16 protein-coding genes and 1 tRNA gene are annotated in these 24,298 nt (G+C 56.6%); 9 read left to right on the forward strand and 8 right to left on the reverse strand.

The window, feature by feature from the left end:
• The first annotated feature begins 200 nt into the window (after positions 1–200).
• From PGR91_RS04095 to PGR91_RS04130, 8 genes are all read left to right on the forward strand, one after another.
• Positions 201–2,078 carry a fimbrillin family protein gene (locus tag PGR91_RS04095; RefSeq protein WP_118656948.1) on the forward strand — a complete coding sequence of 626 codons (1,878 nt, stop codon included), beginning with the start codon at positions 201–203 and terminating at the stop codon, positions 2,076–2,078.
• 22 nt (positions 2,079–2,100) lie between these two features.
• Positions 2,101–2,892: a DUF4493 domain-containing protein gene (locus PGR91_RS04100; RefSeq protein WP_055205529.1), complete on the forward strand. Its 792-nt coding sequence runs from the start codon at positions 2,101–2,103 to the stop codon at positions 2,890–2,892.
• A gap of 32 nt (positions 2,893–2,924) precedes the next feature.
• Positions 2,925–4,742 (forward strand): DUF4493 domain-containing protein, encoded by a 1,818-nt coding sequence (locus PGR91_RS04105; protein ID WP_101570989.1) that lies wholly within the window; start codon positions 2,925–2,927, stop codon positions 4,740–4,742.
• A gap of 18 nt (positions 4,743–4,760) precedes the next feature.
• A complete protein-coding gene (locus PGR91_RS04110) occupies positions 4,761–6,914 on the forward strand; it encodes a PCMD domain-containing protein (RefSeq protein WP_118656946.1) in 2,154 nt (717 codons plus the stop codon).
• An 8-nt stretch (positions 6,915–6,922) separates the two neighbouring features.
• Positions 6,923–7,726 carry a hypothetical protein gene (locus PGR91_RS04115; RefSeq protein WP_055205526.1) on the forward strand — a complete coding sequence of 268 codons (804 nt, stop codon included), beginning with the start codon at positions 6,923–6,925 and terminating at the stop codon, positions 7,724–7,726.
• Positions 7,727–7,739: 13 nt separating this feature from the next.
• On the forward strand, positions 7,740–8,609 hold the full coding sequence (locus PGR91_RS04120; protein ID WP_101570995.1) for a hypothetical protein: 870 nt from the start codon (positions 7,740–7,742) through the stop codon (positions 8,607–8,609).
• An 8-nt stretch (positions 8,610–8,617) separates the two neighbouring features.
• Complete coding sequence (locus PGR91_RS04125; protein WP_101570997.1) at positions 8,618–10,255, forward strand: PCMD domain-containing protein; 1,638 nt, start codon at positions 8,618–8,620, stop codon at positions 10,253–10,255.
• Positions 10,256–10,437: 182 nt separating this feature from the next.
• Positions 10,438–13,035, forward strand: a complete 2,598-nt coding sequence (locus PGR91_RS04130) for a hypothetical protein (protein ID WP_118656944.1) — start codon at positions 10,438–10,440, stop codon at positions 13,033–13,035.
• A gap of 39 nt (positions 13,036–13,074) precedes the next feature.
• Here PGR91_RS04130 and ccsA read toward each other — a convergent pair whose 3' ends face one another.
• From ccsA to PGR91_RS04170, 8 genes are all read right to left on the reverse strand, one after another.
• Positions 13,075–15,441 carry a cytochrome c biogenesis protein CcsA gene (gene ccsA / locus PGR91_RS04135; RefSeq protein ID WP_055205522.1) on the reverse strand — a complete coding sequence of 789 codons (2,367 nt, stop codon included), beginning with the start codon at positions 15,439–15,441 and terminating at the stop codon, positions 13,075–13,077.
• Positions 15,442–15,444: 3 nt separating this feature from the next.
• Entirely contained in the window at positions 15,445–16,593 is a 1,149-nt protein-coding gene (locus PGR91_RS04140) for a Rid family hydrolase (protein ID WP_101571002.1), read from the reverse strand.
• Between the two features lie 10 nt (positions 16,594–16,603).
• Positions 16,604–17,317 carry a hypothetical protein gene (locus PGR91_RS04145; protein ID WP_055205520.1) on the reverse strand — a complete coding sequence of 238 codons (714 nt, stop codon included), beginning with the start codon at positions 17,315–17,317 and terminating at the stop codon, positions 16,604–16,606.
• Between the two features lie 12 nt (positions 17,318–17,329).
• Complete coding sequence (locus PGR91_RS04150) at positions 17,330–18,580, reverse strand: porin (protein ID WP_118656942.1); 1,251 nt, start codon at positions 18,578–18,580, stop codon at positions 17,330–17,332.
• 22 nt (positions 18,581–18,602) lie between these two features.
• A complete protein-coding gene (locus PGR91_RS04155) occupies positions 18,603–20,027 on the reverse strand; it encodes a di-heme oxidoredictase family protein (RefSeq protein ID WP_101571006.1) in 1,425 nt (474 codons plus the stop codon).
• Between the two features lie 37 nt (positions 20,028–20,064).
• The gene (locus PGR91_RS04160; RefSeq protein WP_182424254.1) at positions 20,065–21,294 is read right to left on the reverse strand and encodes an imelysin family protein; all 1,230 of its coding nucleotides are present in this window, start codon (positions 21,292–21,294) and stop codon (positions 20,065–20,067) included.
• Positions 21,295–21,334: 40 nt separating this feature from the next.
• Positions 21,335–22,633, reverse strand: coding sequence for a hypothetical protein (locus tag PGR91_RS04165; RefSeq protein ID WP_118656938.1), 1,299 nt, complete (start codon positions 22,631–22,633; stop codon positions 21,335–21,337).
• 285 nt (positions 22,634–22,918) lie between these two features.
• A tRNA-Arg gene (locus tag PGR91_RS04170) sits at positions 22,919–22,992 on the reverse strand.
• A 233-nt stretch (positions 22,993–23,225) separates the two neighbouring features.
• Here PGR91_RS04170 and PGR91_RS04175 point away from each other — a divergent pair.
• Positions 23,226–24,293, forward strand: a complete 1,068-nt coding sequence (locus PGR91_RS04175; RefSeq protein WP_228385765.1) for a hypothetical protein — start codon at positions 23,226–23,228, stop codon at positions 24,291–24,293.
• Positions 24,294–24,298: the final 5 nt, after the last annotated feature.

The following is a 24,298-nucleotide window of genomic DNA, read 5'->3' on the forward strand; positions in this document are numbered from 1 at the left end:
GTGGCTTTATCGTTGCGTCCCCCTCACAAGACATCAAGACATTTTCTATCATTTTTGTAACTTTTACGAGCGTACTCCGTTATAATAAATAAATTTGACAGTGTAACTTACACATTCATACAGACAAAAGCCCGAAGTCCGTATCGACAAAACCTCGGAAAGACAGCGAATGCCGGATTCGCTTTCCGACGTGAAACCAGATGATGAAAAAAACTGCCAGACAAAAAACGCTGCCGTTTATTATTTTGCCGCTCGTAGCACTCCTTGCCACGAGGTGCGCCAAAGACGACTGTCCGTCCGACAAAAAACCGGGCAAAACCGAAATCTTCATTCGCGCCGCTCAGGAAACGGCCTCTTTCGCACCCCCGGAACAGGAAAGTCATTCGAAAACGATCATCGGCGGCGACAATCTCGATAAAGTATACTGGTCGGAACTGGATGCGATCCGGGTCTACTGGCGGCCGGCGGGAAGCGACGAAGCGCTGAACGGACAGACGTTCGAATGTTTCCGTCCCTACCCGTGGGGAGCGTTGTTTTCCACGCAGATGTCCGACCTCGAAGCCGGCGACTATACCTATTACGCCGCCTATCCCGCGCCGGAATCCGTGGACGGCACCCGGGCGACCTATACGCTGCCCGCCGTGCAGGACGGAACCTACGACATGCGCGATTACGACATCAAAGATCAAACCTCGCACGGCGCTTATAAAGGAAACTGCGATTTCATGCTGGCCCGTCCGGTAACCGCAGCGGCGCTGACGGCCGGGAGCGAAACCCTGGCGATGCACTTCATTCACCAGTGCCACGTCATGCGAGTACAGGTTCCGGTCGGCCGCAACCAATGGGGCGAACGGGTGAGCCGGCTGAGAGTCGAATTTCCCGCAGCCGTAGTGGGAAGAATGACGATGGATCTGGCCGACCCGACCGCTGCGCCGCAGCTGACCGAAGGCGGCAACACGGTCATCGCCGAACTGAAAAATCCGCTGACCGAATCGACCGAGGATAATCCGGACGGAAATTACGTATGGCTATTCCTGTGTCCGGGCAACATCAGCGGCGACGTCCGTTTCACGGCTTACGACGAGAACGGTTACCAGTCGGGAAGCCTCAGCGTGCCGATCGACAGAACGCTGGAAGCCGGACGGATCACGCCGGTCACGCTGACGGTTCCGGACGAACTGCCGGTCACGTGGCTCGACTTCTCGATCACGGGCAACAACCTCGGCGAAGAACCGAATTCTTTCACCGTAACGGCCCCGGACGGGGCGACGTTCCGCAACGGAACGAACAAACAGTCGTTCACGGTCAATGCGGAGAATAAATACATGCTCGGCTTCTACAACGAAGTGGACGGCCGGGCCAACGGCGACCTGATCCGCAACGGCGGTTTATCTTTTTCATACGATTCGGAACATGCCATCGTAACTTCACACAAGGCCGTCGATTTCACAGCGGAAGCCCACACTGAAATCAGCCTGACCGTACCGTATCTGTTTTATGAAGACTTCGGCGGAGCGGGCGGAAGCGACAGGAACAACAACACGGAAGACTTGGGAAAATACAACCTTACGGGCTGGTCGGCTTCCCGGTTCGGAATCCAGGCCAACACCTCGGCCATGATATTCGGTTACCTGGGATCATCCATTGTGACGGATCCCGACAAAGGAGACAATCACCGGGGGCGGATCGACACTCCCCACCTGACCGGTCTCAAGGAAGGCGCGAATGTCTCTTTGCTCGTTTCATACGACGTGGGAGGAACGAAAAAAAACGGAAACACAATACTGAATAAAACAACCGTCATGTATTCCAAATACGACTTCGGCACCGACACCAAGACGGGAACGATCAAAGGGGACGGCAATGCGATCGAGAACATATTTCTGACCGAAGAACCCGGTACGAACGGCAGTTATACGAATCTGCCTGTTCACAGGAACATCACCGTAACCGGATGCACCAACAAACACCGCCTATCGTGGAGAGCTTCATTTCGGGTAGACGGGCAAGGCTTATCCACGATAACAGCAGGCGATACCTACGTTTACATAGACAATATACGGGTTTCCATAAAATAACAGAACCAAACCAGCTAGGATAATGAAAAAAAGCAAACTTTTAACGATCCTGACCATAACGGCAATATGGGCCTCCGGCTGTTCGAAAGACGTCGGGTCCGGTCCGCAGGCGACAGGAAACGGCTCGGTCGGTTTCTACTGCACGATTTCACCGGCGGTAGACATCGCGGAAACCAGCAAAGCAGATACCCGGACGCTACCCGCCGAATATATCCCGGGTACGGAAAACTTGCGGCTGGAAATTTCGAGCGGCATCGGCACCGTCGCTTCGTACGACGTAATGTCCGACTACGACCAGCCGTTGCTACAGGCGGGCGACTATCAGGCCGATTTTTCTTACGGAAATCCGGATACCGAAGGAGAAAACGCCGGTTGCTTCAAGGGAACCAAACAATTTACCGTCGTGGCGCGCAAGACCACGACCGAGCAGGTTTCGCTGTCGCTGGTCAACTCGGTCTATTCGCTGAGCTGTTCCGAATGGTTCAGGCAATATTATACCGATTACGACCTGACCGTCCGCACCGAATCGGGCTTCCGGTCGGGCTTTTCCGGATCGACCGCAAAACCGCTTACCGGCACGCTCCCCGTTTTCGTGAAAGCGGCCACCAAACTCTTCCTGAGCGGTTCGGCGACGAAAACCAACGGCGTGAAAGTAGAATTCCCCGAAACGGAAATCGGCACGACCGCGGCCCGGACATGGCATACGATCCTGCTCGACGCAGGGGCGGTGGGACAGGCGAGCATCACCGTTTCGCTCGACGACTCCCCGATCGAAATCAAAGAGGTGGACGTGGAACTGAACCCCGACGCCTGACCGAAAACGAAACAATAAAAAACTGACACGATATGAAAACCTTTACCTTAGTAACGCTGACGGCAATGACGCTGATGCTGTCCGGCTGCAAGGACGAATCGGTCGATTTCGGCGGCAACGGCGACGGAGGCGACCCGCAGACGGAAACGGGCTATCTGGTCATGTCCGCGATGAGCGTTACGGTGGCGGACGATGCCGAAGTAATCCCCTACTCCAACGGCACGAAAGCGGCGATGACCCGTGCAGCGGGTTCCGTTTCGGAAGCCCCCGACAACTACAAGGTGAGCATCCGCAACGCCAAAACCGGCGAACAGACGAACCACGTCTATGCAGACCTCAAAAAAGCGGAAAACCAGCGTATGCCGCTGACACCGGGCTCCTACACAGTCTCCGCCGAATCGCCGGATTACGCCGACTACATGGCCGGCACGACCTATGCCGACTGGGAAAAACCGGTTTACGCCGGTTCGGTGACCAAAAGCGTGATCAAAAACAACGAAACGACGGTCGACGATCTGGTCTGCACGCTGGCGAACATCCGCACGACGGTAACTCTCACGCAGGATCTCCAGAAGTTGTTCATGTCCGACGCCGATGCAGAAGCCGCGGGTAAAGAGAAGCTGGCGGTCACGTTGTCGATCGGCGACAACGCGCTGGTTTTCGACCGCGAGGCGGCCAACGCCGGCAAAGCGGGCTATTTCAAGGCGGTCGAAACGGCGAATACGCTGAAAATCCTGTTATCCGGCCAATATAACAAAGCGCCCGGCGACGCGACGCCCGAATACGTGACGGTCAACTGGTCGAAAGAGATCACCAACTGCAAGGCCGGACAATGGCGCAAAATCACCATCAACGTACTGAACGCCAACGAAGGGAACGTGCAATTCCAGATCACCGTCGAAAACTGGGTGTACGACCAGAAGATCGACGTCGACGTGATGCGACTGTACGCCTTCGCCGAGGAGACGATCCCGGACGAAGATATCTCCGACGAAGGATCGCCGGTTGTGACGCTCGACGGCAAGGACATCGCGCAGGGGTACACCATTTCCGGGTCGATGTACGACGAGCTGCTCGGCAAATGGACGGAAAACCTGAAAGCCGTCGTTACGCCGGAAGACGGCGCGACCGTCAAATCGGTCAACCTCGTCTTCGAGTCGGACAACGCCGACTTCCTGGCCGCCGTCGATGCCGCAGGATACAAGAACCGCACCGTACCCCTGTGGCCCGAGAACGAAGCGAACGCGCCGTATGTCGTGATGAAAGAGGCCTCTACCTCCGTACTGACGGCCACCGTGAAAGACGCCGGCATGTCGGGCTTCTATCAATACGAAGGAACGCATACCGCAAAATTCGTGACCGTCGATTCGAAGGGCCGCACTTCCTACACGAAACTGAATATCCGCGTGACCGAAAGCGGTTCCACCGAATCGGGACCGGGCATCGTATGGACAAACAAAAGCGGTTCGAAGACCTACGACTTCGACACCCGTTACAACCACATCGGCATGGAGATCCTGATCGGAGTGACCTCGCAAACCGGATTTACCGGATTCACGGTGGACATCATCAGCGAAAACGTACTTCCGGCCAGCGAACTGGAAAGCGTAGGCCTGGCTTCGCATCTCGACCTGATCAATCCGGGAGAATTCCAGTCCAAACTGGAAGGATTCGGATTCCCGACCGGAGCGGCCGTGTCCGGACAGAAAACGTTATCGTTCGACATCTCCGGATTTATGGATCTGCTGTCGCTGCTGAACAAGGAAGGCAACTGCGACTTCCGTCTGACGGTCACCGATGCGTCGGGCACCAATACGAAGACTATCCGACTGTATGTAACGAAAAATTAACCGGACAACGATACGAAGATGAAAAAACATATCAATCCCGTCATCGCGTTGATTTCCTGCCTGGCGCTGGCGCTGGCATCGTGCGGTAAAAGCGATGCCGACGGCAGCCTGCCGACAAACGGACAGGGAATGCTGCAACTGAGTTTCGATATTCCCGGATACGGGGGACAATCCAAAGCCGCCGAATACGACGCACTGGCCATCAGCACGCTGCGGCTGTACAAAGTCGAACCGGACGGCCAGGGTGGCGCGACCGAAAGTCTGATCCGCAAATACAAACCCGCCACCGACGTGCCCGCCAACCTTTACCTGGCCGCCGGGAAATACAAGGTAACCGTCGAAGCGGGCGACAACAGCGAAGCCTCCTTCACGCACAAGAGTTACGCCGGAGCGTCCGAGTTCGACCTGGCGGCGCACGAGACGAAGATCGTCCCGGTGGTATGCAAGATAACGAACATCGTGGTACGTGCCGTATTCGATGCGACCATCACGCAGAAATTCGACAAAAGCCGCCGGCTTTACGTCTGCGCATCCGACGAATTTTCGCGGACGGACGCTGAAAACAACCTGGTTCCGACGCTGGAATATACGGAGGACACGGTAGGCTATTTCCTGTTGCCCGAAGGGACGCAGAACCTGAGCTGGGGATTTTTCGGCGAAAGTTCCGACCCGGAGATCGACAAGAACGGCACGAAAACCGGAAAAATCCAACTGCCGCAGCAAGGTATGCAGTACACGCTGACGCTCAAATATTCGAAAACCCCGGACGGTTACCTGACCGTGAACGTCAAAGTGCGGGAGTATGAGAGCGCGCACGACGACAGCTTCACGTTCAGCCCGCAACCGACGCTGACCGGGGACGGATTCCCGATCGGAAACGTTACGGGATACTATCTCGACCCGGTGAAGTTCAAAATCGCTTCGATCAACCCGCTCTCGTCGCTGAAAATGACGGCCGGGGGGCAGCAGTACGACGTCGTGGCCGGGGGCGCAGCAGTAGACGGAATCGCAGCGGAGGGAATCGCCTTCAAAAAAATCGACGAATACAACAGTTCGCTGTCGCTCGACGGCACTTTCTTCGCGAAACTGACCAGCGGCGTCAATGAACTGAGTTTCCTGATGACCGATACGGACAACAGCGAAGGCAAAGCCACGGCGCGCGTCGCGGTAGCCGGTGCGACGGGAGCTTCGTCGACCGACTTGTGGTTCGGCACGGCGAACCTGAACGCCATCGTCACCAACCCCTCGGGCACGGATATCAAGATACGTTACCGGATCGCCGGCACCGACGCCTGGACGGAACTGAACGCATCGAAAGGCGCGGACGGGTACACTTATACGGCCCAAGCGACCGATTTCAAAGCCGGCCGCACTTACGAATGCCAGTTGCTCGAAAACGGAGCCGAGAACGGAGCCGTGCGGAGCGTCAACACCGAAGCCGGCATCCAACTGCCGAACGCAGGATTCGAGGAGTGGCAGAAGTCCGGCAAGGCGTGGTATCCCTATGCCAGCGGCGGAACCGAATTCTGGGGTACGGGCAACCCGGGCGCCACTTCGCTCGGCGACAAATTCAATCTCACTACCGGCGAAGCCGACCCCCGACCGGGATCTTCCGGAACGACTTGCGCCAAACTGCAAACGCAATTCCCGAACATGGCGGGCATCGGTAAACTGGCCGCCGGGAATATTTTCGTCGGCTCTTTCGGCGCAGTGTCGGGCATGGGCGGAACCGTCAACATGGGACGTCCTTTTACGTTCAACGCAAAGCCGACCGGACTCAGAGTATGGTACAAATGCAACGTCGGCAGCGGCGACAAGGGGCGGATCTTCGTCTGCCTGATCCGGATGACCAAAGCCGGAGCCACCTGCCACGTGGTGAACACGAACGATGCCGACGAAACGGCCTTCTCGCCCTCGGACGAATTCCTCTATACCAAAAAGTCGGACGCTTCGACGCTGGAAGGCCACATCCTCGGTTACGGCGACCTGATGATCGAATCGTCGGTAGCGCAGTGGACCGAAGTGACCATCCCGATCAACTACCGCGAACAGTACAATTCCGAAAAACCAAACGTCCTGATGGTAACGGCGTCGGCCAGTTACCGGGGCGACTATTTCGAGGGAAGCACCGACAGTAACCTGTTTCTGGACGATGTCGAATTTATCTATTAAATCATAGCATGAAAGGCGGAATTTTCACCCTGATCCTGCTATGTCTGTCCTGCCCGGGGCGGATGCTGGCGCAAGAGTCGCCGGCATCCGCTCCGGCGGCGTATGAGACCGCGGATAGGATTTCCGGGCAGCCGTTGAAAAAAGAACGCGGGCTCATCAGCCTATCCAACACGTTCGTTCCCAAAGGCCAGTGGGTCGCCGGAATGACCGCTTCCTTTTCGACGCACTCGAACAAAGACTACACGTTCGTCGTGATCGAAGGAATCAACTCGGAAGGGCATACCGTGAAGATCGCCCCGGTACTGGCCTACGCCGTAGCGAACAATATGGCCCTCGGCGCCCGGTTCACCTACTCGCGCACCTACTTGCGGATCGACAGCGGCAGCATCCAGCTCGGCGACGACGACACCGGCATCGACCTGAAAGCAGATTCGTACTACTCGCTGAAGCATGTCTACGAAGGGGCGCTGATTTGGCGGCAGTATATCCCGCTGGGCAACAACAAGCGTTTCGCACTGTTCAACGAGATGCAGTTCGCCATCGGCGGCTCGCAGGCCAAGTTCGCATCCGGTTCTCCGGTAAAGGGAACTTACGAAACGGGGTTGTTGCTGTCGCTGGGTATTTCGCCCGGGCTGGTCGCATTCGCCACCAACAACATGGCCTTCGAGGTCAACGTGGGCGTCATGGGGATCAGTTACAGCAGCATCAAGCAGGTGCACAACCAGGTAACCGTCGGTAAACGGTCGAGCAGCATGATGAATTTCAAGGTCAATATTTTCTCCATCGGCCTCGGGGTGGCGTTCTATCTTTAATTCGGCAGACACGATGAAAAAACGAATCCTTTTTCTCAGCATACTGGCCGGACTCGGCGCCGTTTGGTCGCCCGCGGCAGCGGCTTCCCCCGAAACGCCCGCAGCCGAAAACGATACGGTCGCCTTGTCCCCCGTCCCGCAGGCCGGGTTGCAGCCCGCAGAATCCGCAACGGCCCAAACCAAACCGTTTTTACCCACCCGTCGTCGCATCGACCGGGAGATCAACAAGATCAAGTTCGTCTACAAAGGCGAGATGGCGGCCGGTATCACCGTTTCGTACGGCACCCTGTCGAGCGACGATACCGACTACATGCTGATCCTCGACGGGATCAACCTCAGCGGCAGCATCTTTACGGTCAACCCGTCGTTCGGCTACTTCATCAAAGACAACCTGAGCGTCGGCGCCCGTTTCGGCTATACGCAGATGGAAGGCAATCTGGGAAGCGCCACGCTCGACCTGGGCGAAGTCAACGACGTGAACATGTCTTTCGCAAACGTCAGCCTCAAGAGCCACTCCGCTTCCTACGGGGCGTTCCTACGTTCGTACGCCGGGATCGATGCCAAAGGCCATTTCGGGTTCTTCGCCGAACTGGAGTTCGCGGTCAAGACCGGTTCGACGAGCCTGGCCTACGAATCCGACGGAAAGATGAAATACACCAACAGCGACAACCTGCAGTTCCGCTTTTCGTTCAATCCCGGCGTGGCCGTCTATATTTTTCCCAACGTGTGCGGCACGCTCTCGTTCGGACTCGGAGGAATCCAGTTCAACAAAGTGACGCAGAAAGACCCCGAAGGAAACGTCGTCGGAACCCGCCACGCCTCGAAAATGCTTTTCCGCCTGAACTTGGCCAACATCCGGATCGGGCTGAACATACACCTGTAAACGATACCATGATGAACATTCGACGCTACTGTATCCTGTTACTGACGCTGACGCTGGGGGCCTGTATCCGCAACGACATCCCGTATCCGGTCGTATCCATCGACATCCTGTCGGTACAGGGCGAGGGCTTCACCTGCGAAAGTTCCGACATCGACACCAAAAACCGGATCGTCACCCTACACCTGGACGAGACGACCGACATCAGCCGGGTTCCGATCAGCGAAATAACGATTACCGAGGGAGGACGTTCGTCGATTCCGCTGTCGGGCGAATTCGACCTGCGGGCCGACCTGTCCGTCGTTCTGTCGCTCTACCAGGACTACGACTGGACACTGCGGGCCGACCAACCGATCGAACGCTTTTTCACGGTCGAGTCGCAGATCGGCGCCGCCGAATTCGACCCCGACAAACGAATCGCCCGCGCGTACGTCCCTACCGGAACCGACATGCAGCACATCCGGATCACCCGACTCAAACTCGGCCCGAAAGACATCACGACCATGACCCCCGCGGCCGAAGAACTGACTTCGTTCGAAACGTTCCGGTCGGTAGAAATCAAATACCACGACTTCACCGAACAATGGATGTTGTACGTCGTTCCGACCGAAGTGACCGTGCAGTTCACGCAGACCGACGCCTGGTCGCGGATCATCTGGCTCTATGCCGAAGGACGCAGCGGCGCGGCGCTCGGATTCCGTTACCGCAAACAAGGCGACGCTCAGTGGATCGAAGTGCCCTCCGACAAGATCCAGGTGTCGGGCGGGGCGTTCCATACCCGCATCGCCGGGCTGGAACCCGAAACGGCCTACGAAGTGGTGGCCGTTTCGGACGACGACCTCTCGCCGGTAACGACGCTGACGACCGATCCCGAAGCCGTACTGACCGGCGGAGGGTTCGAAGAATGGTGCACGGAAAAAGACATCGTCTACCCGGGTCCGACCAGGGACGGGGCCTACTGGGGCACGGGCAATACGGGCGCCGCCATTGCCGGCACGACGCTGACCGACAAAGTCGCCGAAACGCGGCCGGGCAGCCCGGGGCAATACGCCGCCCGGCTCGAATCGAAACTCGTCGGCATCGCCGGAGTAGGCAAGCTGGCCGCCGGCAACCTGTTCGTAGGCAAGTATATAGGCACCAGGGGCACGAACGGCATCGTCGGCTTCGGCCGCCCGTTCACGCTGCGGCCCACCGCACTGCACGGATGGGTAAAATATACCTGCGGAAACATTACCGACGTCGGCACGACCCAGCCCCCGGGAACGACCATCGCCAAAGGCGATCCCGACAACGGAATCATTTATTTCGCGCTGGGCACGTGGACTCCCCAGGAATACGGCGTCTGCGAGAAAGAAGACGGCGATCCGCTGGTCGGCACCGACGAGATACCGATCTGCATCGACACGCGGGACAAAAACACCTTCTTCAACCCGAACAGCCCGGCGGTAGTCGCTTACGGAGAACTGGTATTCTCGCAATCCACCGAAGGCTGGCAGGAGTTCACGATCAAACTGGAATACAACGCGACGAACATCGTTCCGACCCACCTCGTACTGGTATGCTCGGCCTCAAGATACGGGGACTACTTCACCGGTAGCCGCGACAGTAAAATGTGGGTCGACGATTTCGAACTGATTTACGACGAATAACGGACGGCGGGCAGTTGCGTCCGGCGAAAAATGCCGGGAAAATAAGGCTTACGGAATATTCCGTAAGCCTTATTTTATAATCCGTCCGCCATTATCGCAATTTCTACATAAAACTATTTGGTAAAACCGAATTATATAAATAACTTTATAAAACGAAAGCATCATTAAAAAACCGCGCCGGCATGACAAAGCGACTTTTTTTCAAAAGTATTTTATTGATCGCCATATCGTGGACGACGACGACGCTTTGCGCGAAAGGGGAAAAATCTTCGGCCGCGGACAGTCTGCCGTGCCTGACGGCACGGATCGACTCCTTCTTCGAAAGGCAGCGGTCGGCGCACATGGAAAAACTGTGGCTGCACCTCGACAAGCCCTATTATGCCGCAGGCGACGAAATGTGGTTCAAAGCGTACCTCGTCGACGCCGTGAACCACTGTAGCGACACCTTGTCGAACTTTATCTACGTCGACCTGATCGGCCGGAAAGGAGAAATCGTATTTTCAAAAAAAGTCAAACGCGACCGGTACGGATTTACCAATAATTTCATAATTCCGGCAACATTTCCGACAGGAGACTATACTCTTAGAGCATACACCGGATGGATGCTGAATTTCGATCCGGCATTTTTCTTTCAAAAAAACATCCCGATCGGAAACCCGATTGCAGACCAGATCGACGCGGAAATCAGCTATACCGATCTGAGCGCAGCAAAAAAACAGGCCGTCGTACGATTCCGTGACGAAAACGACAGGCCGTATTCCGACATAAACATCCAGTTCAAAATCTTCGATAGGAACGGGAAGCGTCTCTCTTCGGGACAGCAAAGAAGTTCCGCCACAGGCTCCATTTTCGCCGAACTGCCCGTAATCTCGGCCTGCGAGGGCGGCCGTATAGATCTGGAGATTGACAACGACCGGATGTATTACAAACGCACGTTTTTCTTTCCAGGCAGTTTTTCCCCTTTCGGCATACAGTTTTTTCCCGAAGGCGGGGATCTCATCGCAGGACAACCGCAACGGATTGCTTTTAAGGGAGAAAGTTCGGACGGCTCTCCGATATCGTTCAGCGGAACCGTATTCGGCAGCAACGGCGACACCGTTGCAAGAATCGTAAGCGAGCACGACGGAATGGGCGTATTCACGATGTCGCCCCAAAGCGGACAAGACTACCGGGCCGAAGTGACCGCTTCGGACGGAAGAAAATTGCGGACGCAATTACCCACCGTAAAAGAGGATGGATATGCCATCGTCGTCTCCCAGTCCCCTCGGGAAATACGATACAAGATCGCCGCCGCTCCCGGATCGACATGCGATTCGATGACTCTCGTGACTCACGTACGCGGAATCTGCACGGCAATCGTATCCGTCGATTCCGGGAATCTCATCGGAGGATGGCCGACCGATTCTCTTCCAGAAGGAATCCTGCACCTGATTCTGCTCGACGCCCGGGGAAAGCCCCGCAGCGAACGACTCGTTTTCGTCTCTCATCCCCACCAGAGGGAAGTATGGTCGATCGCTCCTGATAAACCGAAATACGGACGCAGGGAACAGGTTCACGTCCGGATCGCGCTTACCGATGCCAACGCGATTCCGCTCGAAGCAGACTGTTCCGTCAGCGTCACCGACAGCAATTCCGTAAAACCGGACTCCCTTTCCGACAACATCCGGTCGAACCTGCTACTGAGTTCCGACCTCAAAGGACACGTCGAGAACCCGGGATATTACTTCTTAAACGACGCTCCGGATACCCGACGCCGGCTGGATATGGTCATGATGACCAACGGATGGAGAAGATTCGACCTGAACAAAATCAACGACACCGCCCGGTTCCGGCCGACGCAACCCGTAGAGCGGGACTTGTTCATCAGCGGGCACGTCAAATGGATCGTAGGGATGAAAGCCAAAAACGCCCCGGTCATAGCCGTATCGTCGGGAAAAAACGGTATCATTTCACAATCCGTAAAAACGGACAAAAAAGGCGATTTCCGTATCGGAGGGCTCGAATTCCACGACACGGCAAAATTTTTCGTCTATTCGCAAACGGCAAAAGGAAAACCCATGCAGGGAATAGAAATCGACAGCTACTATTCTCGGCCCGGATTCGAAAGGATGCATCCGTTTACGGAACGCACTTCCGAACAAAAAAAGGAACAGGAAATCTACCTGGAAAATGCGAAAGAAAAATACTATATCGAAGGCGGCAAGAAAATCTATTACCTCAAAGGAGCCGTCGTGCGGGGAATCGACAAAAGACGCCCCAGAATATCGGTACAGGGTACCCTGTACGACTCTGCGAGATTATCCATGTTCAAACCCATCCCGTTGCCGCATTTCATGGCCAGAACCTTTCAGATGAATACGCGAACAGGGATGAGAAGCCCGACCTTTTATTCGCAATACAACGGATTTACGACCCGGGATGCCTCTTATGTAAAAATCGACCATAACGGGCAGGCTCTGGTCGTAGAGGCGGTACTCAAACCAGAAGCGGAATTACAGCGAAGGGCGCGGGCCGTCGGAGCGGAAATCTGTAAAATGGCCGGTTATGCCGAAAGCGTACAATTCTATTGCCCGATTTACAGCCTGCCTCAAATGCGGGAGAGCGAAAAACCGGACGTCCGGACAACCGTTTATTGGAATCCCACCCTGAAAATCGGCTCCGACGGCACGGGCGATATCTATTTTTATACGGACGACAACGACTCGCCCCGGTACGACATCGCGATCGAAGGCGTCACCCGGGACGGAAAACCCTGTAAGTATTGGGGCCGCCTGCAATGACCTTACACCCGAAACGAAGCGGAAACCGAAAAAACGAATTCAGTTTCCGCTTCCTGATCCCGGATAGCGGCGGTGCCTCGAATACGGAACCGGATTTTTGTACCGCACCCGCGCAACGACCGTCAGCAACACAAAAACAACGACAACCGCCACCGTGACGGTCAGCGCAGAGCCGAAAGCGAATGCCCCCGCATAGCTGTGCATGCCACCGAGAAAATAATTCACCCCGAAGTAAGTCATCAGCACCGCCCCGAACGCCCACAGACAGTAAGCGTGAAAAAACAGCGGATCACGAAACCGGACAATGCTCCGTCCATGCAACGGCAAGGCATACAGCATCAGCGTAACGAGCGCCCACACCTCTTTCGGATCCCAACCCCAGTAACGGCCCCACGACGCATTCGCCCATACGGCTCCGATAAAAATACCGGCGACCAGCAGGAAAACGGCCGGATAAAGCAACAACCGTCCGGTCAGTTGCAACCTGCACAGCAGAACCGTTCGTTTCGCCGCAGCATCCGAACGGACGACGGACGCAAAGATCAGCGCGGCCGTCCCGTTCAACATAATCAATCCGAACAGCGCATAGGACGCCATGATCAGCGACACGTGCAGGCTGAGCCAAGGCGAACGGAGCACCGGCACGAGCGGCGTGATCTGCGGGTTGGTCATCCCGAGCCATGCCACCAGCAGCGCAAATCCCGACAACAACAACCCCGAAGCCGTCACGATCGGGAAACGCCGCCGGAGTCCGAGCGCAATCAGCAGTACGCACCAGGCGACGAACAGCATCGTCTCGTATCCGTTGCTCAGCGGCAGGTGTCCGGCCGTATAGCCCCGCAGCGCGAGCGTTGCGGTCAGCGCCACTGCCGACAGAATCAGCGGAACGAGAAATATCTTTTCGACCCATCGTCGCCGCCTTCCGGCAGCAAGGCTCCACACGAAACGAACGAACGCCAGCAGGCCGAAACAAAGGTTGATTCTGCAAAGCAGCGAAACCGGATCGAACCGGTTATACCACAACTCGGCGCGAAGCCGCGCGTCCGGCAGAAACCGTTCGCCGCCCCGTTCCCGCTGAAAAGCGTCCGTTTTGTCGATCAATTTCCGGATGTCGGCATCACGACCGCTTTGCACGGCCTCGTACAACAACGGGAAAATTCCTTTGATAAAAACCGAATCGCCCCGCGGCAAACCGCGGACGGAATCGGTCGGCGCGAACCAACGCACACCGTCTCCGACGACGACGGGGAACAACTTCAGCATCCGGCCGGACTGGAGCATCGCTATCAATTGCACCTTTTCGTCCGCTTCGACAAACGCTTTCAGCGCAGAATCGTTCCGATCGGCCGGAAGACGGAGCATTCCGGCCAGCCGGTAATCTCTTCCTGTGCCGAAAAAATCGACCAGAGCAGCCGTTTTTCCCGACCCGATCGACCTGCGCACAGTGTCTTGCCCGACCCGGATCATCCGCTCGAACTGCCACTGTTCCGGATAAAAAATCCAGCCGGCGAGCACCTGTTCGGCCGAGAATCCCCGATAAGACGGTTTTCCGTAGATTTTCAGCGTAAAATCGCGGGCGAACGTCTGTACCGGCGCGATCCGCCCGTCGTACAATATGCGCAGCCGTCCCAGCGCATCGGCAGTTTCACGGCTCAGTGTCGCCGGAGCGGCCGCCGCTCCGTATGCGCCGAATACAAAAAACAACAGGCAACCGGTCCGCCGAAGCAACGGATGACGGAGCAGCCGGCGGAACCCCGACCGTTTCGAGCACAACGTACCGATCATCGAAAACCCGAGCAGCAGATAACCGGCATAAGTAACCGGAATGCCGTACGGGTCCCGGTTGACCGACAGAATGCTCCCGCGCAGGTCTTCGTCGAAAGACGTTTGGTAAAAACGGTAACCCCGGTACGACAGCACGCGGTTCATCGACACGACGGCGGCGCGGGTATCCTGTCCGTCGACCACCGTCACCCGGCTGAGGTAGTCCGCCGGAGCCTGCGTTCCCGGATAGCACGCAATTTCGAACCGGTCGAGCCGGAGTCCGAACGGAAGCGACCGCGACTCGGCGGACGTTTCGCAGAAATAAGCGTTTACGGTTCTCCCCTCCCGCAGATGGACGTATCCTTTCCGCGCGGTCATAAAGGTCAGCAACGCCCCGAGTAAAATCAAACCGAATGAAAAGTGCAGCGCCGCGGCGGCCGGGCGGCCGGCAACTGCCCGGCCCGCGACGACCGTCAAGGCCGAAACGGCCAGTAAAGCCCACCACAGGACGAACCATCCGCTGTGATAGATCGTCCGGGCGGCGAATTCGGTTCCTTCCGCTTTTTCGACGAAAGTCGCGGCGGCCAGACAGAGCGTCATGCCGACGAAAAGCGCGAATGCGAACCGGGTAAGCGCTCTCATCGGCTAAAGCGGAGCGAACTGCGGATTGCACTCCTGCCGAACGGCAATGCATTCCGTTTCGATCAGCCATCCGGGGCGGCAGACCGGAGCATGCACGAACACCCTGGGAACCGGTCCGAACCGGTCGTCGAATATCTTCCGCACCGCCGGATAGTCGGTCGCATCGCGCAGATAGACGATCATTTGAGCCAGGTCGTCCGCCGACGCCTCCCCCTCGGCGAGCAACGCTTCGACGTTTTCGAGCATCCGCACGGTCTGGCCCGCGATGTCTTCCGGAGCCACGATCTCTCCCCGGTTATCGATACTGGCCGTTCCGGACAGCAGGACATGGCTGCGGTCGCCGTACCGGACGCGCACCCCCCGCTCGAACGTCACGCCGTACTCGTAGGTCGGATTCAGATAATCCCGGGCATGCAGGTAAGTCTGTTGTCCGGGTTGCAGCCCCTGCACGGCGTAAGCGTCGAACAGGACGGTGCATCGCGGGTCGCTGTGACGGCCTTCGATCCCGGTACTCGTAATGTAATGGGTCTGCGGCGTCAGTCCATGCCGTTCGAAAAGCCCGCGACGAGCCCGGACGACTCCCCCGTAATTGACGTCCACGTTCTGCACAAAAAACCAGGTGCGGACGCAATCGTTCTCCAACGCGCATCCGAGTCCGGCCAGCAAGTCCGCGTAACGCGCCAGCAATGTCTCGGTCTGATCGGCCGAAGCGCCGCACAGGGAGGTTCCTCCCGCTGTCCAAATATGCCGGTAACCGTTATGATCGGCCGTGACTCCGGACGGAATCGCAGCGACTTCGACATCCGACTGTAGGTAGACCCACAGCGCAATCTTACCGCCGTCGAGCGGAGGCTGCTGCACTACGGAAGTCGCACAGGGCGGATAGGGCTTTTCCCCGGCCCGCAACACGGCGATCTGATTGGCCGCATCGCTCAGAAAATAGCGTTTGAAAACGGGACGCAGATCGCCGCCGTAACTCGACAGCAGGTAAAAATAAGCGGCGGAAATATCCCCGAACTGCTTGGCGAACGGGGCTTGCGTATCGGTCACGTGCAGCATCGCATGGCATTCGCCGATACCGCCGCTGCGTTCGAAATATCCGATTTCGATGCGCACATCGCTATAAAACAATACTTTGCTTGAAAAACACATAGGCATAGGGTTAATTCTGCGGGCATCCTTTTTCGATCCATACCCGCAATAGGTTGATGTCTTCGCTCCGCGTAACCAGGCCGGTATGCGGATAGGCGACCGCCCCTTCGGCAGTCAACACGTCCAACAGAAAGCTGCCGTCGGGATCGGACGGTTCGACGCGCGGCTTGTCCGAGTGCGTCGCGGGCACGCCGACCAGCGAGCGGTAGCTGTCTCCTTCGGTCAGCAGCAAGCCGCCTGCCCCGCTGGTTCCCTGATGGCACGAAATGCAGTTATATTGCTGAAAAACCATCCGCTGAATGCGGTCGTACTCCAGCAGGTCGATCTGAACGGCCGGCAGATCGACATCCGACGTCCGGTCGTCGTCGAGATCGTATTCGAAAAACGTATGAACGACCTGGCGGCCCGAATTAATCAGGCTGAACCGTACCGAACGAGCCTCGTCGGGCACGTTGTCGATCGACAACTGCACTTTTTCTCCGTCGGCCGGTTTCAACACGTTGACCGACGAAAGCGCCGACGTGCCGTCGGCGGCGAAAACTCCGAAAATCAGGTCGTACTGCTGCGGGAAGACCTCCGGATTGAGCAATTCGAAAGTTCCGCGTACGGCGACTCCCCCATCCGCCGTTTTGTCCTTCTCGAAAATATCCCCGCTGTCGCAAGAAACCGCAAACAGCGAACACAGGACGGCAGCCCAAACCGGGCGACGATATCGTTTATTCATTTCGGCGCATCGTTAGAATGAAAACTGCAGCATGACCATGGCCGTATGCTGGGCGAGTCCCAGATCGTCGAGCTCGCGCGCATCCTGCGTCGCATGCCCCCAACGACCGAGGAACTGGTACATCGCCTGCAGTTTCAGGTTATACCCCATGATATAATAGTTCAGTCCGACGGCCGGCATGTTCAGGAAACCGTCCGTTTCGGTCGAGTTGCGGTCCATGAAATCCCACCGCAGCGCAGGCTGCAACTTCCGGGTCACGAAATAACCGACCTGAGCGTATCCCCCAATGTAACGGTAAGTATGGTTCACCCGCTGCCGCTTGACCAGGTCGGAACTCAGGTAATAGGCTTCGGCCGACAAATAAAGCCGATTTTTGAGGTAAGTGAATTCGAAGCCGAGCCGCAGATCGTTGGTCGTCTGCCAGTTAGCCTCTACGTTATACGAAGCCGACAGCGCGAACATGATCTTATCGTTATGCAAGTCGTCGATACGGCCCTGATGCGACGGGATCGGGCCTTTGGGCATATAGGCCACCCGCGCGGCATACAGCAGCGACGGAATGCCCAGGTCGTCGCTGAGCGTTTTCTGGGCCAGGTTCACGTCGATGCCTGTACCGTTGAACACGCCCAGGTTGTATTCCCATTTGCCGCCGAGCAGGCCGTGCATCATGACGCCCAGGTCGAAGCCGGTAGCGAAGGTCGGCGGGGTCGAGTTCAGGCTGCGGTCCATATAGACCGACGAAGTGAGCGAAGTGGGCAGCATCGGGAACAGCGTTTCGCCCAGCGTCACCAGGTAAGCCTGGCTGAACGGCGTCTTGAACTTACCGACGCGGAACCGGATCTGGTCTTTGAGATTCACGTCGACCCACGCCTGCTGGAGCAGCGCCCCGCCGGTTTTGGCCGCATTCAGCGTCAGATTGAAGGTCAGTTTATTGAAAGCCCGGCCCGAGAAACCCAAAATCGCATACGGGATCTCGAAACCGCTGTTCGCCACGTTGTCCTGGTCGTCCAGGCCGAGTTGTTCGTCGTCGTACCAGTTGAATTTTCCGGCGGTTTGCAGCAGCACGTAAGGCTTCAGCATGAAATCGCCCGCCTTGGTCTGAAAACTGAATCCTTTTTTGCCCCCCATCGGGATCACGGCGCTTTCGATGTATTTGTCCGCATCGTCGTATTTGTCCGCAGCGACTTCGGCCTGCTTGATCTGGGCCGCCGCCTGAACGGCCGCTGCACACAGGGTCAGTAAAAATATAATTTTTATCTTCATGTCGATAGTGTTCGGTTGTCGTTTACAATGATTCGAGGAACTTGATCAGCGCGTCGCGGTCGTCCCGCGACATCCGGGCGAACAGTTCGCGCGACACGGCGCCTTCGCCCCCGTGCCACATAATCGCCTCCTTCAGGTTGCGGGCACGGCCGTCGTGCAGAAAATAGGTATGCTGATTGACCCGTTGCTGCAGACCGATCCCCCACAGCGGCGTCGTGCGCCATTCGCAGCCCTGCGCCAATCCCGACGTATAATGGCTGTCCAGATCGGGCCCCATATCGTGCAGCAGGAAATCGCTGTACGGATGGATCGTCTGATTGGCCAGCCACGGCAGTCGGGTTCCGTTGATAAGCGCCGGAGCGTCCTGCCGCGTATGCAGCGTGGGAACGTGGCACAGGTCGCAGCGGGCCCGGTAAAACGCCTTCTCGCCCTGCTGCACGACCGGATCGTCAACATTGCGGCGCGCCGGAACACCCAGCGCATGCAGGTAGAAGTCGACGTGTTCCATATCCTGCGTCGAAATCTGTATCCCGTAATGACTGTATCCGAGCATCTGCGACTGCCCTTCGGCCACTTCCAGCGGATAACGGTCGTTCGTGACGCCCAGGTCGGACGAAAATCCCAGTTCGATCGTCAGGTCGGCATGCTGCGCCTTATTGCCCGACACGCCGATATACTGCCGGCCGCGCTCGGTAATGTAGTTCAGCCGGCCGGAAATCCCGTATTCGGGATAGTTGCTGCGTCGGGCGAGCTCTTCGAGCTCGATCGGGTCAAGCGCCATCATCTGCCCCATGCCGACATGGCGCAGCGGAATGCGGACGTCGACGATCAGATCCTGCGGAGCGATGCTGTCGGCATACCAAGCCGAAACGGAATAGGAAGGCGTAATCAGCGAATACTTCTCCCCGTCGGGAAAAGCGTAGGTCTCCTCGGTGTATGAAACGGAAAGTTTCCCCTCCGGTTCGACGCCGGTGATCGCTTGATCGTGCAGCACACGGCCGTAATTGCGGAAAAAGCCTCCGTTTTTCTTCGTAATGTAGATCAGGTGCGACGAGAAGCCCCCGCTACCGGTGCCGCCTTCCGAATAGAGCGTCGGATAAGTTCGTCCGGCATTGGAATGGCAGCTTCCGCACGACGAACCGGCGTAAAGCGGCCCTTTGCCGCCCTGCGTGGGATCGTCGCCGCTGACGCGCGGATTGTCGTACAGCGCGTCCCCCCGGTAGAAACGGGTATTCAGATTCCCCGTCACCCAGCCGGCCGGCGTATCGTAGGCCGTTACGCCCGACTGATAAACGGTGGATATACCGGCCGATAACGTACGCGAATCGGCGACATTGCCGTATTCGTCGCGGATCTCGTAAAAATCGCCGTCTTTACATGCGGAAAATGTGACGACGCATAGCAACGCCGTCACATAAACCGAATGCTTCTGTATAAAAGCGGACATAACCTTGCGTATGAAAAAGTTCTGTTCCCTTCCGGAATTACTCGGCGAGTACCTTCCTGTTTTGCCCGTCTTTGAACAGAAGCAGTTCGATCGTGTGGAATCCGCGAACCGACTCGCTGCCGATCGCCGCGATGTACTGTTCTACGGTAGACAGGTTCTTGTTGGTTATGATCGTAGCGATATCCTCCTGATCCAGCGGCCAACTGTCCATCGACGGGTCGAATCCGAGTCCCGTCTCTTCGCCGGCGGGACCGAACAGCACGGCTTCGCTCTGTTCCCAGGGCACGCGCATCGCACGCCAGGCGGCACAGGCGGCATCGACTTTGGCCTGGCTCTTATTGTCGGCTTGCAGAGCTTGCATCGCCTTGTAAAGCGTCCAGGCTTTCTCCTTCATATCCTTGTAGGTGGGAGTTACGACCTGGTCGGCATACTGGGTCAGTATCGATGTAAAATCGTAGTCGCCCGCATCGCGGAACGCGCCGAGCAGCTCGCCCTCGGTCAGTTCGGTCAGATCGGCGCAAGCCTCGATCGCGGCATCCACCTTCGTTCCGGTCAGATTATTACGGAAAGGCGACTGCATACTTTTGATCGCATTGTAAGCTCCGTCGATCGCCGCGGTCATCCGTGCGTCCAAGTCGGCATTCCGGCTCTTGACATAGGCCGAAATGCTGTTCGCATGGGCTGCGTCCCCGATCGCGCCGATCCGGCCGGCGTATCCGTTTTTGATACTGATGATGTTGTCCGAATAGTCGGTGATCGAGTTCCAGCTATACCACGATTCAACCTGCAACACGGCTTCCGCCGTTTTGCCGTCTTTGGCCAACGTGTTCGGATTACCGATCTTCGAGGAGCCGACTTCGTTCGAAATGTTGGCGAAACCGTCGACGAGAATCGTCCGGATCGCATCGACTCCGCTGGTGAATTTAGCATTGCCCGCATCGGCCGTTCTCATGTACTCGGCGTAACCGTTCGCGCCGACAACCGTATTTTTGCTGAAAAAGTCGCGGCCGATCCGTTCCCAGTCTTCGTCCGGAATCCCCGTCGGACCGTTCCACGCAGCCCACAGGCCGACACAGTCGTCGAGCAGTTCCGACGACACGGCCGTCGCGTAGTTGATCCACTCGGGCGTCATCGCATAACTCTCCAGTTTGGAAGCGTTACTGCCTCCGCCGCCGTCTCCACCGTCGCCGCCGTCTTCATTTTTACTGCATCCCGTCGCTCCGATCAGTGCGGCCAGCAAAGCCGCACCCATCCATTTCGTTTTCATTCCGTACATGATTATTTAAAATTAAAAGTTTGATATTCATTTATTTGGAGCAAAACCACCCTGAATAAGCCACCGTCAGACCAAACGTATCTTCGCTGTTGTACCGGTCGCCGCCGATCCGGCGGTACGAGTAGTCGAATTTGATGACCAAGTCGCGGATCGGAAAATAGTTGAGCCCTACGGTAAACACATCGCGTTTGTAACGCGGCAACTCCTGCGCTCCCCGCTCGATCTTCTGACCGGTATTGTAGTATTCGTAACGCACGAAAGGAAACAGGCGGTTGTTCGTGCGGGCAAAAGAGAGCACGTCGTATCCGACCTCGGCGCCGTAAGCCATGGCAGCCTTACCGAACGGCGTGATCGGATAACCCGTGCTATTGAAATACTTGCGGTTGATATCGTAAATCGCCTTGGAATCCGAAACGGTTCCGTACAGGAAATTACCCCGCGCGATCAGGTTGCGTCCCACGTACTGCGCATCGAACGAACCGATCGCCACCGTTCCTTTCACGCCGGTCATCGCATAAGGTTTCGACGAGTTTTTCGCCGTATTGCCGCAGTAACCCGACACGGCCAGCCGGAGGTTGCGCACGCCGGAATATTCGACCCGCGCCGCAACGGCCGGATTGGTCATTTTCGAAATCTCGAAAATCTTCTGCCGTCCGCTTCCGACCCAATTCTCCGACGAGAAACCGTTCGGGTCGAGTCCGCTGACGAGCATCACCTCGTAACGGAAGTCCCCCAGATAACCGAGTACGGAAACGCCGGTCTCGTGCCAAGTCGATGGCAGCAACGAAGTTTCGCTCTCGGGCCGCACCGTCCCGAAAAAGAGAGTCGGCTCATGGTGCGAGTTCGTCAACCCCACCGGTACGATCATATGGCCGATCCGCAGGTTGAACGCATTCGAAAAATGTTTCGTGATATGAAGCTGTTCCAGAGCCACTTCACCGCCTTTTTCGATCTCGGTTTCGATCTCGCCGCCCTCTTTATTGTACTCGATTTCCTTGGTCGCACCGGTTCCGCCGTGCTCGAACTCAACCTCGGTACCCAGGTACCACCCTTTGCCGAAGTGATAATCGAATGCAAAGACGGCCCGGGGCAACGACACCTCGGCGCGGTTATCGCGCGTCGCCCCGACCGGATTCGTATACCGGTTCGTTCCGTAAGTCATGTATTGGAACAAGATTTCCCCGTATCCGCCGACACGATACTTTTTGAAGTTCCACTCGAACGGCGTTTTACGGGCTGCCGAATCGGCCGTAAGTTTTTGCGAGCATACCGGGCGCGCCCAAACGCTGCAACAAACAGATAAAATAAGAATGGGATAGATGTTTTTCATTTACAGCTTTTTAATCGCTGCAAAATTAGAGCGCCCGCAAAGAGACGACAATCCCCAATATCCAGTAAAAAACCGGACGGCATACCTGAATATCGGGATTCCGTATTGATTTCCAGCACTGCATCGCCCGGAGTGTGCCCCTCGGCGCAACATTGCCGAACCGGACATCCGGCCGGAATAAACCGTTTTTTGAAAAAAACGAAGAATCGGAAAATCGCGTGAAAATCGTACGCGTATTCATAAAAAACGGGTTGCAGTTCCACTGCAACCCGTCAATTAACTCGGTGATTCCGGCGCGGTTCGAACGCGCGACCCACAGCTTAGAAGGCTGTTGCTCTATCCAACTGAGCTACGGAACCGGATTTTCCGCCCCAAAAGTAGAATTTTTATTTAACTTCTCCAAAAAACGAAATCCATAATTCCTTGCGCGACACGAACGTCCTTCCGGATTTTTCAATCCCCGCACAGAACGTTCCGGCAGACGCTTCACAACAATTTACCCGTCGACACGATTCGTTCTTCGGGATTATCCCGTATATTTGCAGAATTCGGTTTTCAAACGACGATAAAATCCACTAAAAACAATAACCCGATGATCAAATCTACACTCAGATTACTGATGACGGCTCTGGCCGCCCTGTTGCTGACCGCACCCAAATCCATGGCCCAGGAAGTGGTATGGGGAGCGTCGTTCGACTTCTTTTTCGACAACCGCGAATACAAAAGCGAAATCAACTGGCCGCAAACGCTATTCGGAGCCCGCATCGCACCCGAACTGGGTATCCGGTGGGCGGAACGTCATTCGCTGATGATGGGGATCGATCTGCTGGCGAACTTCGGAGCGAAACCGTTCCAGACCGATAACGAGATTTTCGGCTACTACCAATACAACGCCCCGAAATTCAAGGCGTTCGCCGGCGTGGTTCCGCGCCGTAAAGTGATCGGGGACTACCCCAGCGCCTTTTTCAGCGATTCGGTGAAATATTACGACCCGAATCTGACCGGATTGCTGCTGCAATACGTCGGCGAAAAGGGTTACGTCGAATTCGGATGCGACTGGAACAGCATGATAACTAACGAAAAACGCGAAAAATTCCTACTTTTCTCGGCAGGCCGCATCCGCCACGGGCTTTTCTATGCCGGTTACCACCTGTCGATGTACCACCATGCGGGCACCTACCTCGACGACGGCGTAGTGGACAACGTACTGCTGCATCCGCACGTAGGGATCGACCTGAGCGGAAAAACGGGTATGCAGGAACTGTCGCTGCAAGCCGGGTGGCTCCAGGCGTTCCAGAACGACCGCAAATACGTCGGCGACTACGTCACGCCCGGCGGCGTACAGATCGAGCTGAAAGTGCAGAAATGGAATTTCGGGATCTTCAACACGCTGTACGCCGGCAAGGATCTGATGCCCTACTACATGGCCGACCCGTCGCTCGATTACGGCCCGGGACTCTATTGGGGCGAGCCGTGGTACCGCACCCGGCATAACATCTACGACCGGCTGGAAATCTACTGGCAGCCGGTACATACCGAAATCATGAAGTTGCGCGTGGCATCGGTGCACCATTACGACGGCAGGAAATGGGGTTGGCAGCAAAAAGTGCTTTTCTCGGTAAACCTCGGACAGCGCCGCCTTTTCAAACAAAAACAGTAATCCGC

Origin of the sequence: Candidatus Alistipes pullistercoris, from assembly GCF_027665465.1 — a bacterium.
Taxonomy (GTDB): domain Bacteria; phylum Bacteroidota; class Bacteroidia; order Bacteroidales; family Rikenellaceae; genus Alistipes_A; species Alistipes_A hominis.

Coding starts and splice junctions, on each gene's coding strand:
- PGR91_RS04125 (WP_101570997.1), top strand. CDS start 8,618: ATGATGAACATTCGACGCTACTGTATCCTGTTACTGACGCTGACGCTG.
- PGR91_RS04110 (WP_118656946.1), top strand. CDS start 4,761: ATGAAAAAACATATCAATCCCGTCATCGCGTTGATTTCCTGCCTGGCG.
- ccsA (WP_055205522.1), bottom strand. CDS start 15,441: ATGAGAGCGCTTACCCGGTTCGCATTCGCGCTTTTCGTCGGCATGACG.
- PGR91_RS04140 (WP_101571002.1), bottom strand. CDS start 16,593: ATGTGTTTTTCAAGCAAAGTATTGTTTTATAGCGATGTGCGCATCGAA.
- PGR91_RS04115 (WP_055205526.1), top strand. CDS start 6,923: ATGAAAGGCGGAATTTTCACCCTGATCCTGCTATGTCTGTCCTGCCCG.
- PGR91_RS04160 (WP_182424254.1), bottom strand. CDS start 21,294: ATGAAAACGAAATGGATGGGTGCGGCTTTGCTGGCCGCACTGATCGGA.
- PGR91_RS04145 (WP_055205520.1), bottom strand. CDS start 17,317: ATGAATAAACGATATCGTCGCCCGGTTTGGGCTGCCGTCCTGTGTTCG.
- PGR91_RS04165 (WP_118656938.1), bottom strand. CDS start 22,633: ATGAAAAACATCTATCCCATTCTTATTTTATCTGTTTGTTGCAGCGTT.
- PGR91_RS04150 (WP_118656942.1), bottom strand. CDS start 18,580: ATGAAGATAAAAATTATATTTTTACTGACCCTGTGTGCAGCGGCCGTT.
- PGR91_RS04175 (WP_228385765.1), top strand. CDS start 23,226: ATGATCAAATCTACACTCAGATTACTGATGACGGCTCTGGCCGCCCTG.
- PGR91_RS04120 (WP_101570995.1), top strand. CDS start 7,740: ATGAAAAAACGAATCCTTTTTCTCAGCATACTGGCCGGACTCGGCGCC.
- PGR91_RS04095 (WP_118656948.1), top strand. CDS start 201: ATGATGAAAAAAACTGCCAGACAAAAAACGCTGCCGTTTATTATTTTG.
- PGR91_RS04100 (WP_055205529.1), top strand. CDS start 2,101: ATGAAAAAAAGCAAACTTTTAACGATCCTGACCATAACGGCAATATGG.
- PGR91_RS04130 (WP_118656944.1), top strand. CDS start 10,438: ATGACAAAGCGACTTTTTTTCAAAAGTATTTTATTGATCGCCATATCG.
- PGR91_RS04155 (WP_101571006.1), bottom strand. CDS start 20,027: ATGTCCGCTTTTATACAGAAGCATTCGGTTTATGTGACGGCGTTGCTA.
- PGR91_RS04105 (WP_101570989.1), top strand. CDS start 2,925: ATGAAAACCTTTACCTTAGTAACGCTGACGGCAATGACGCTGATGCTG.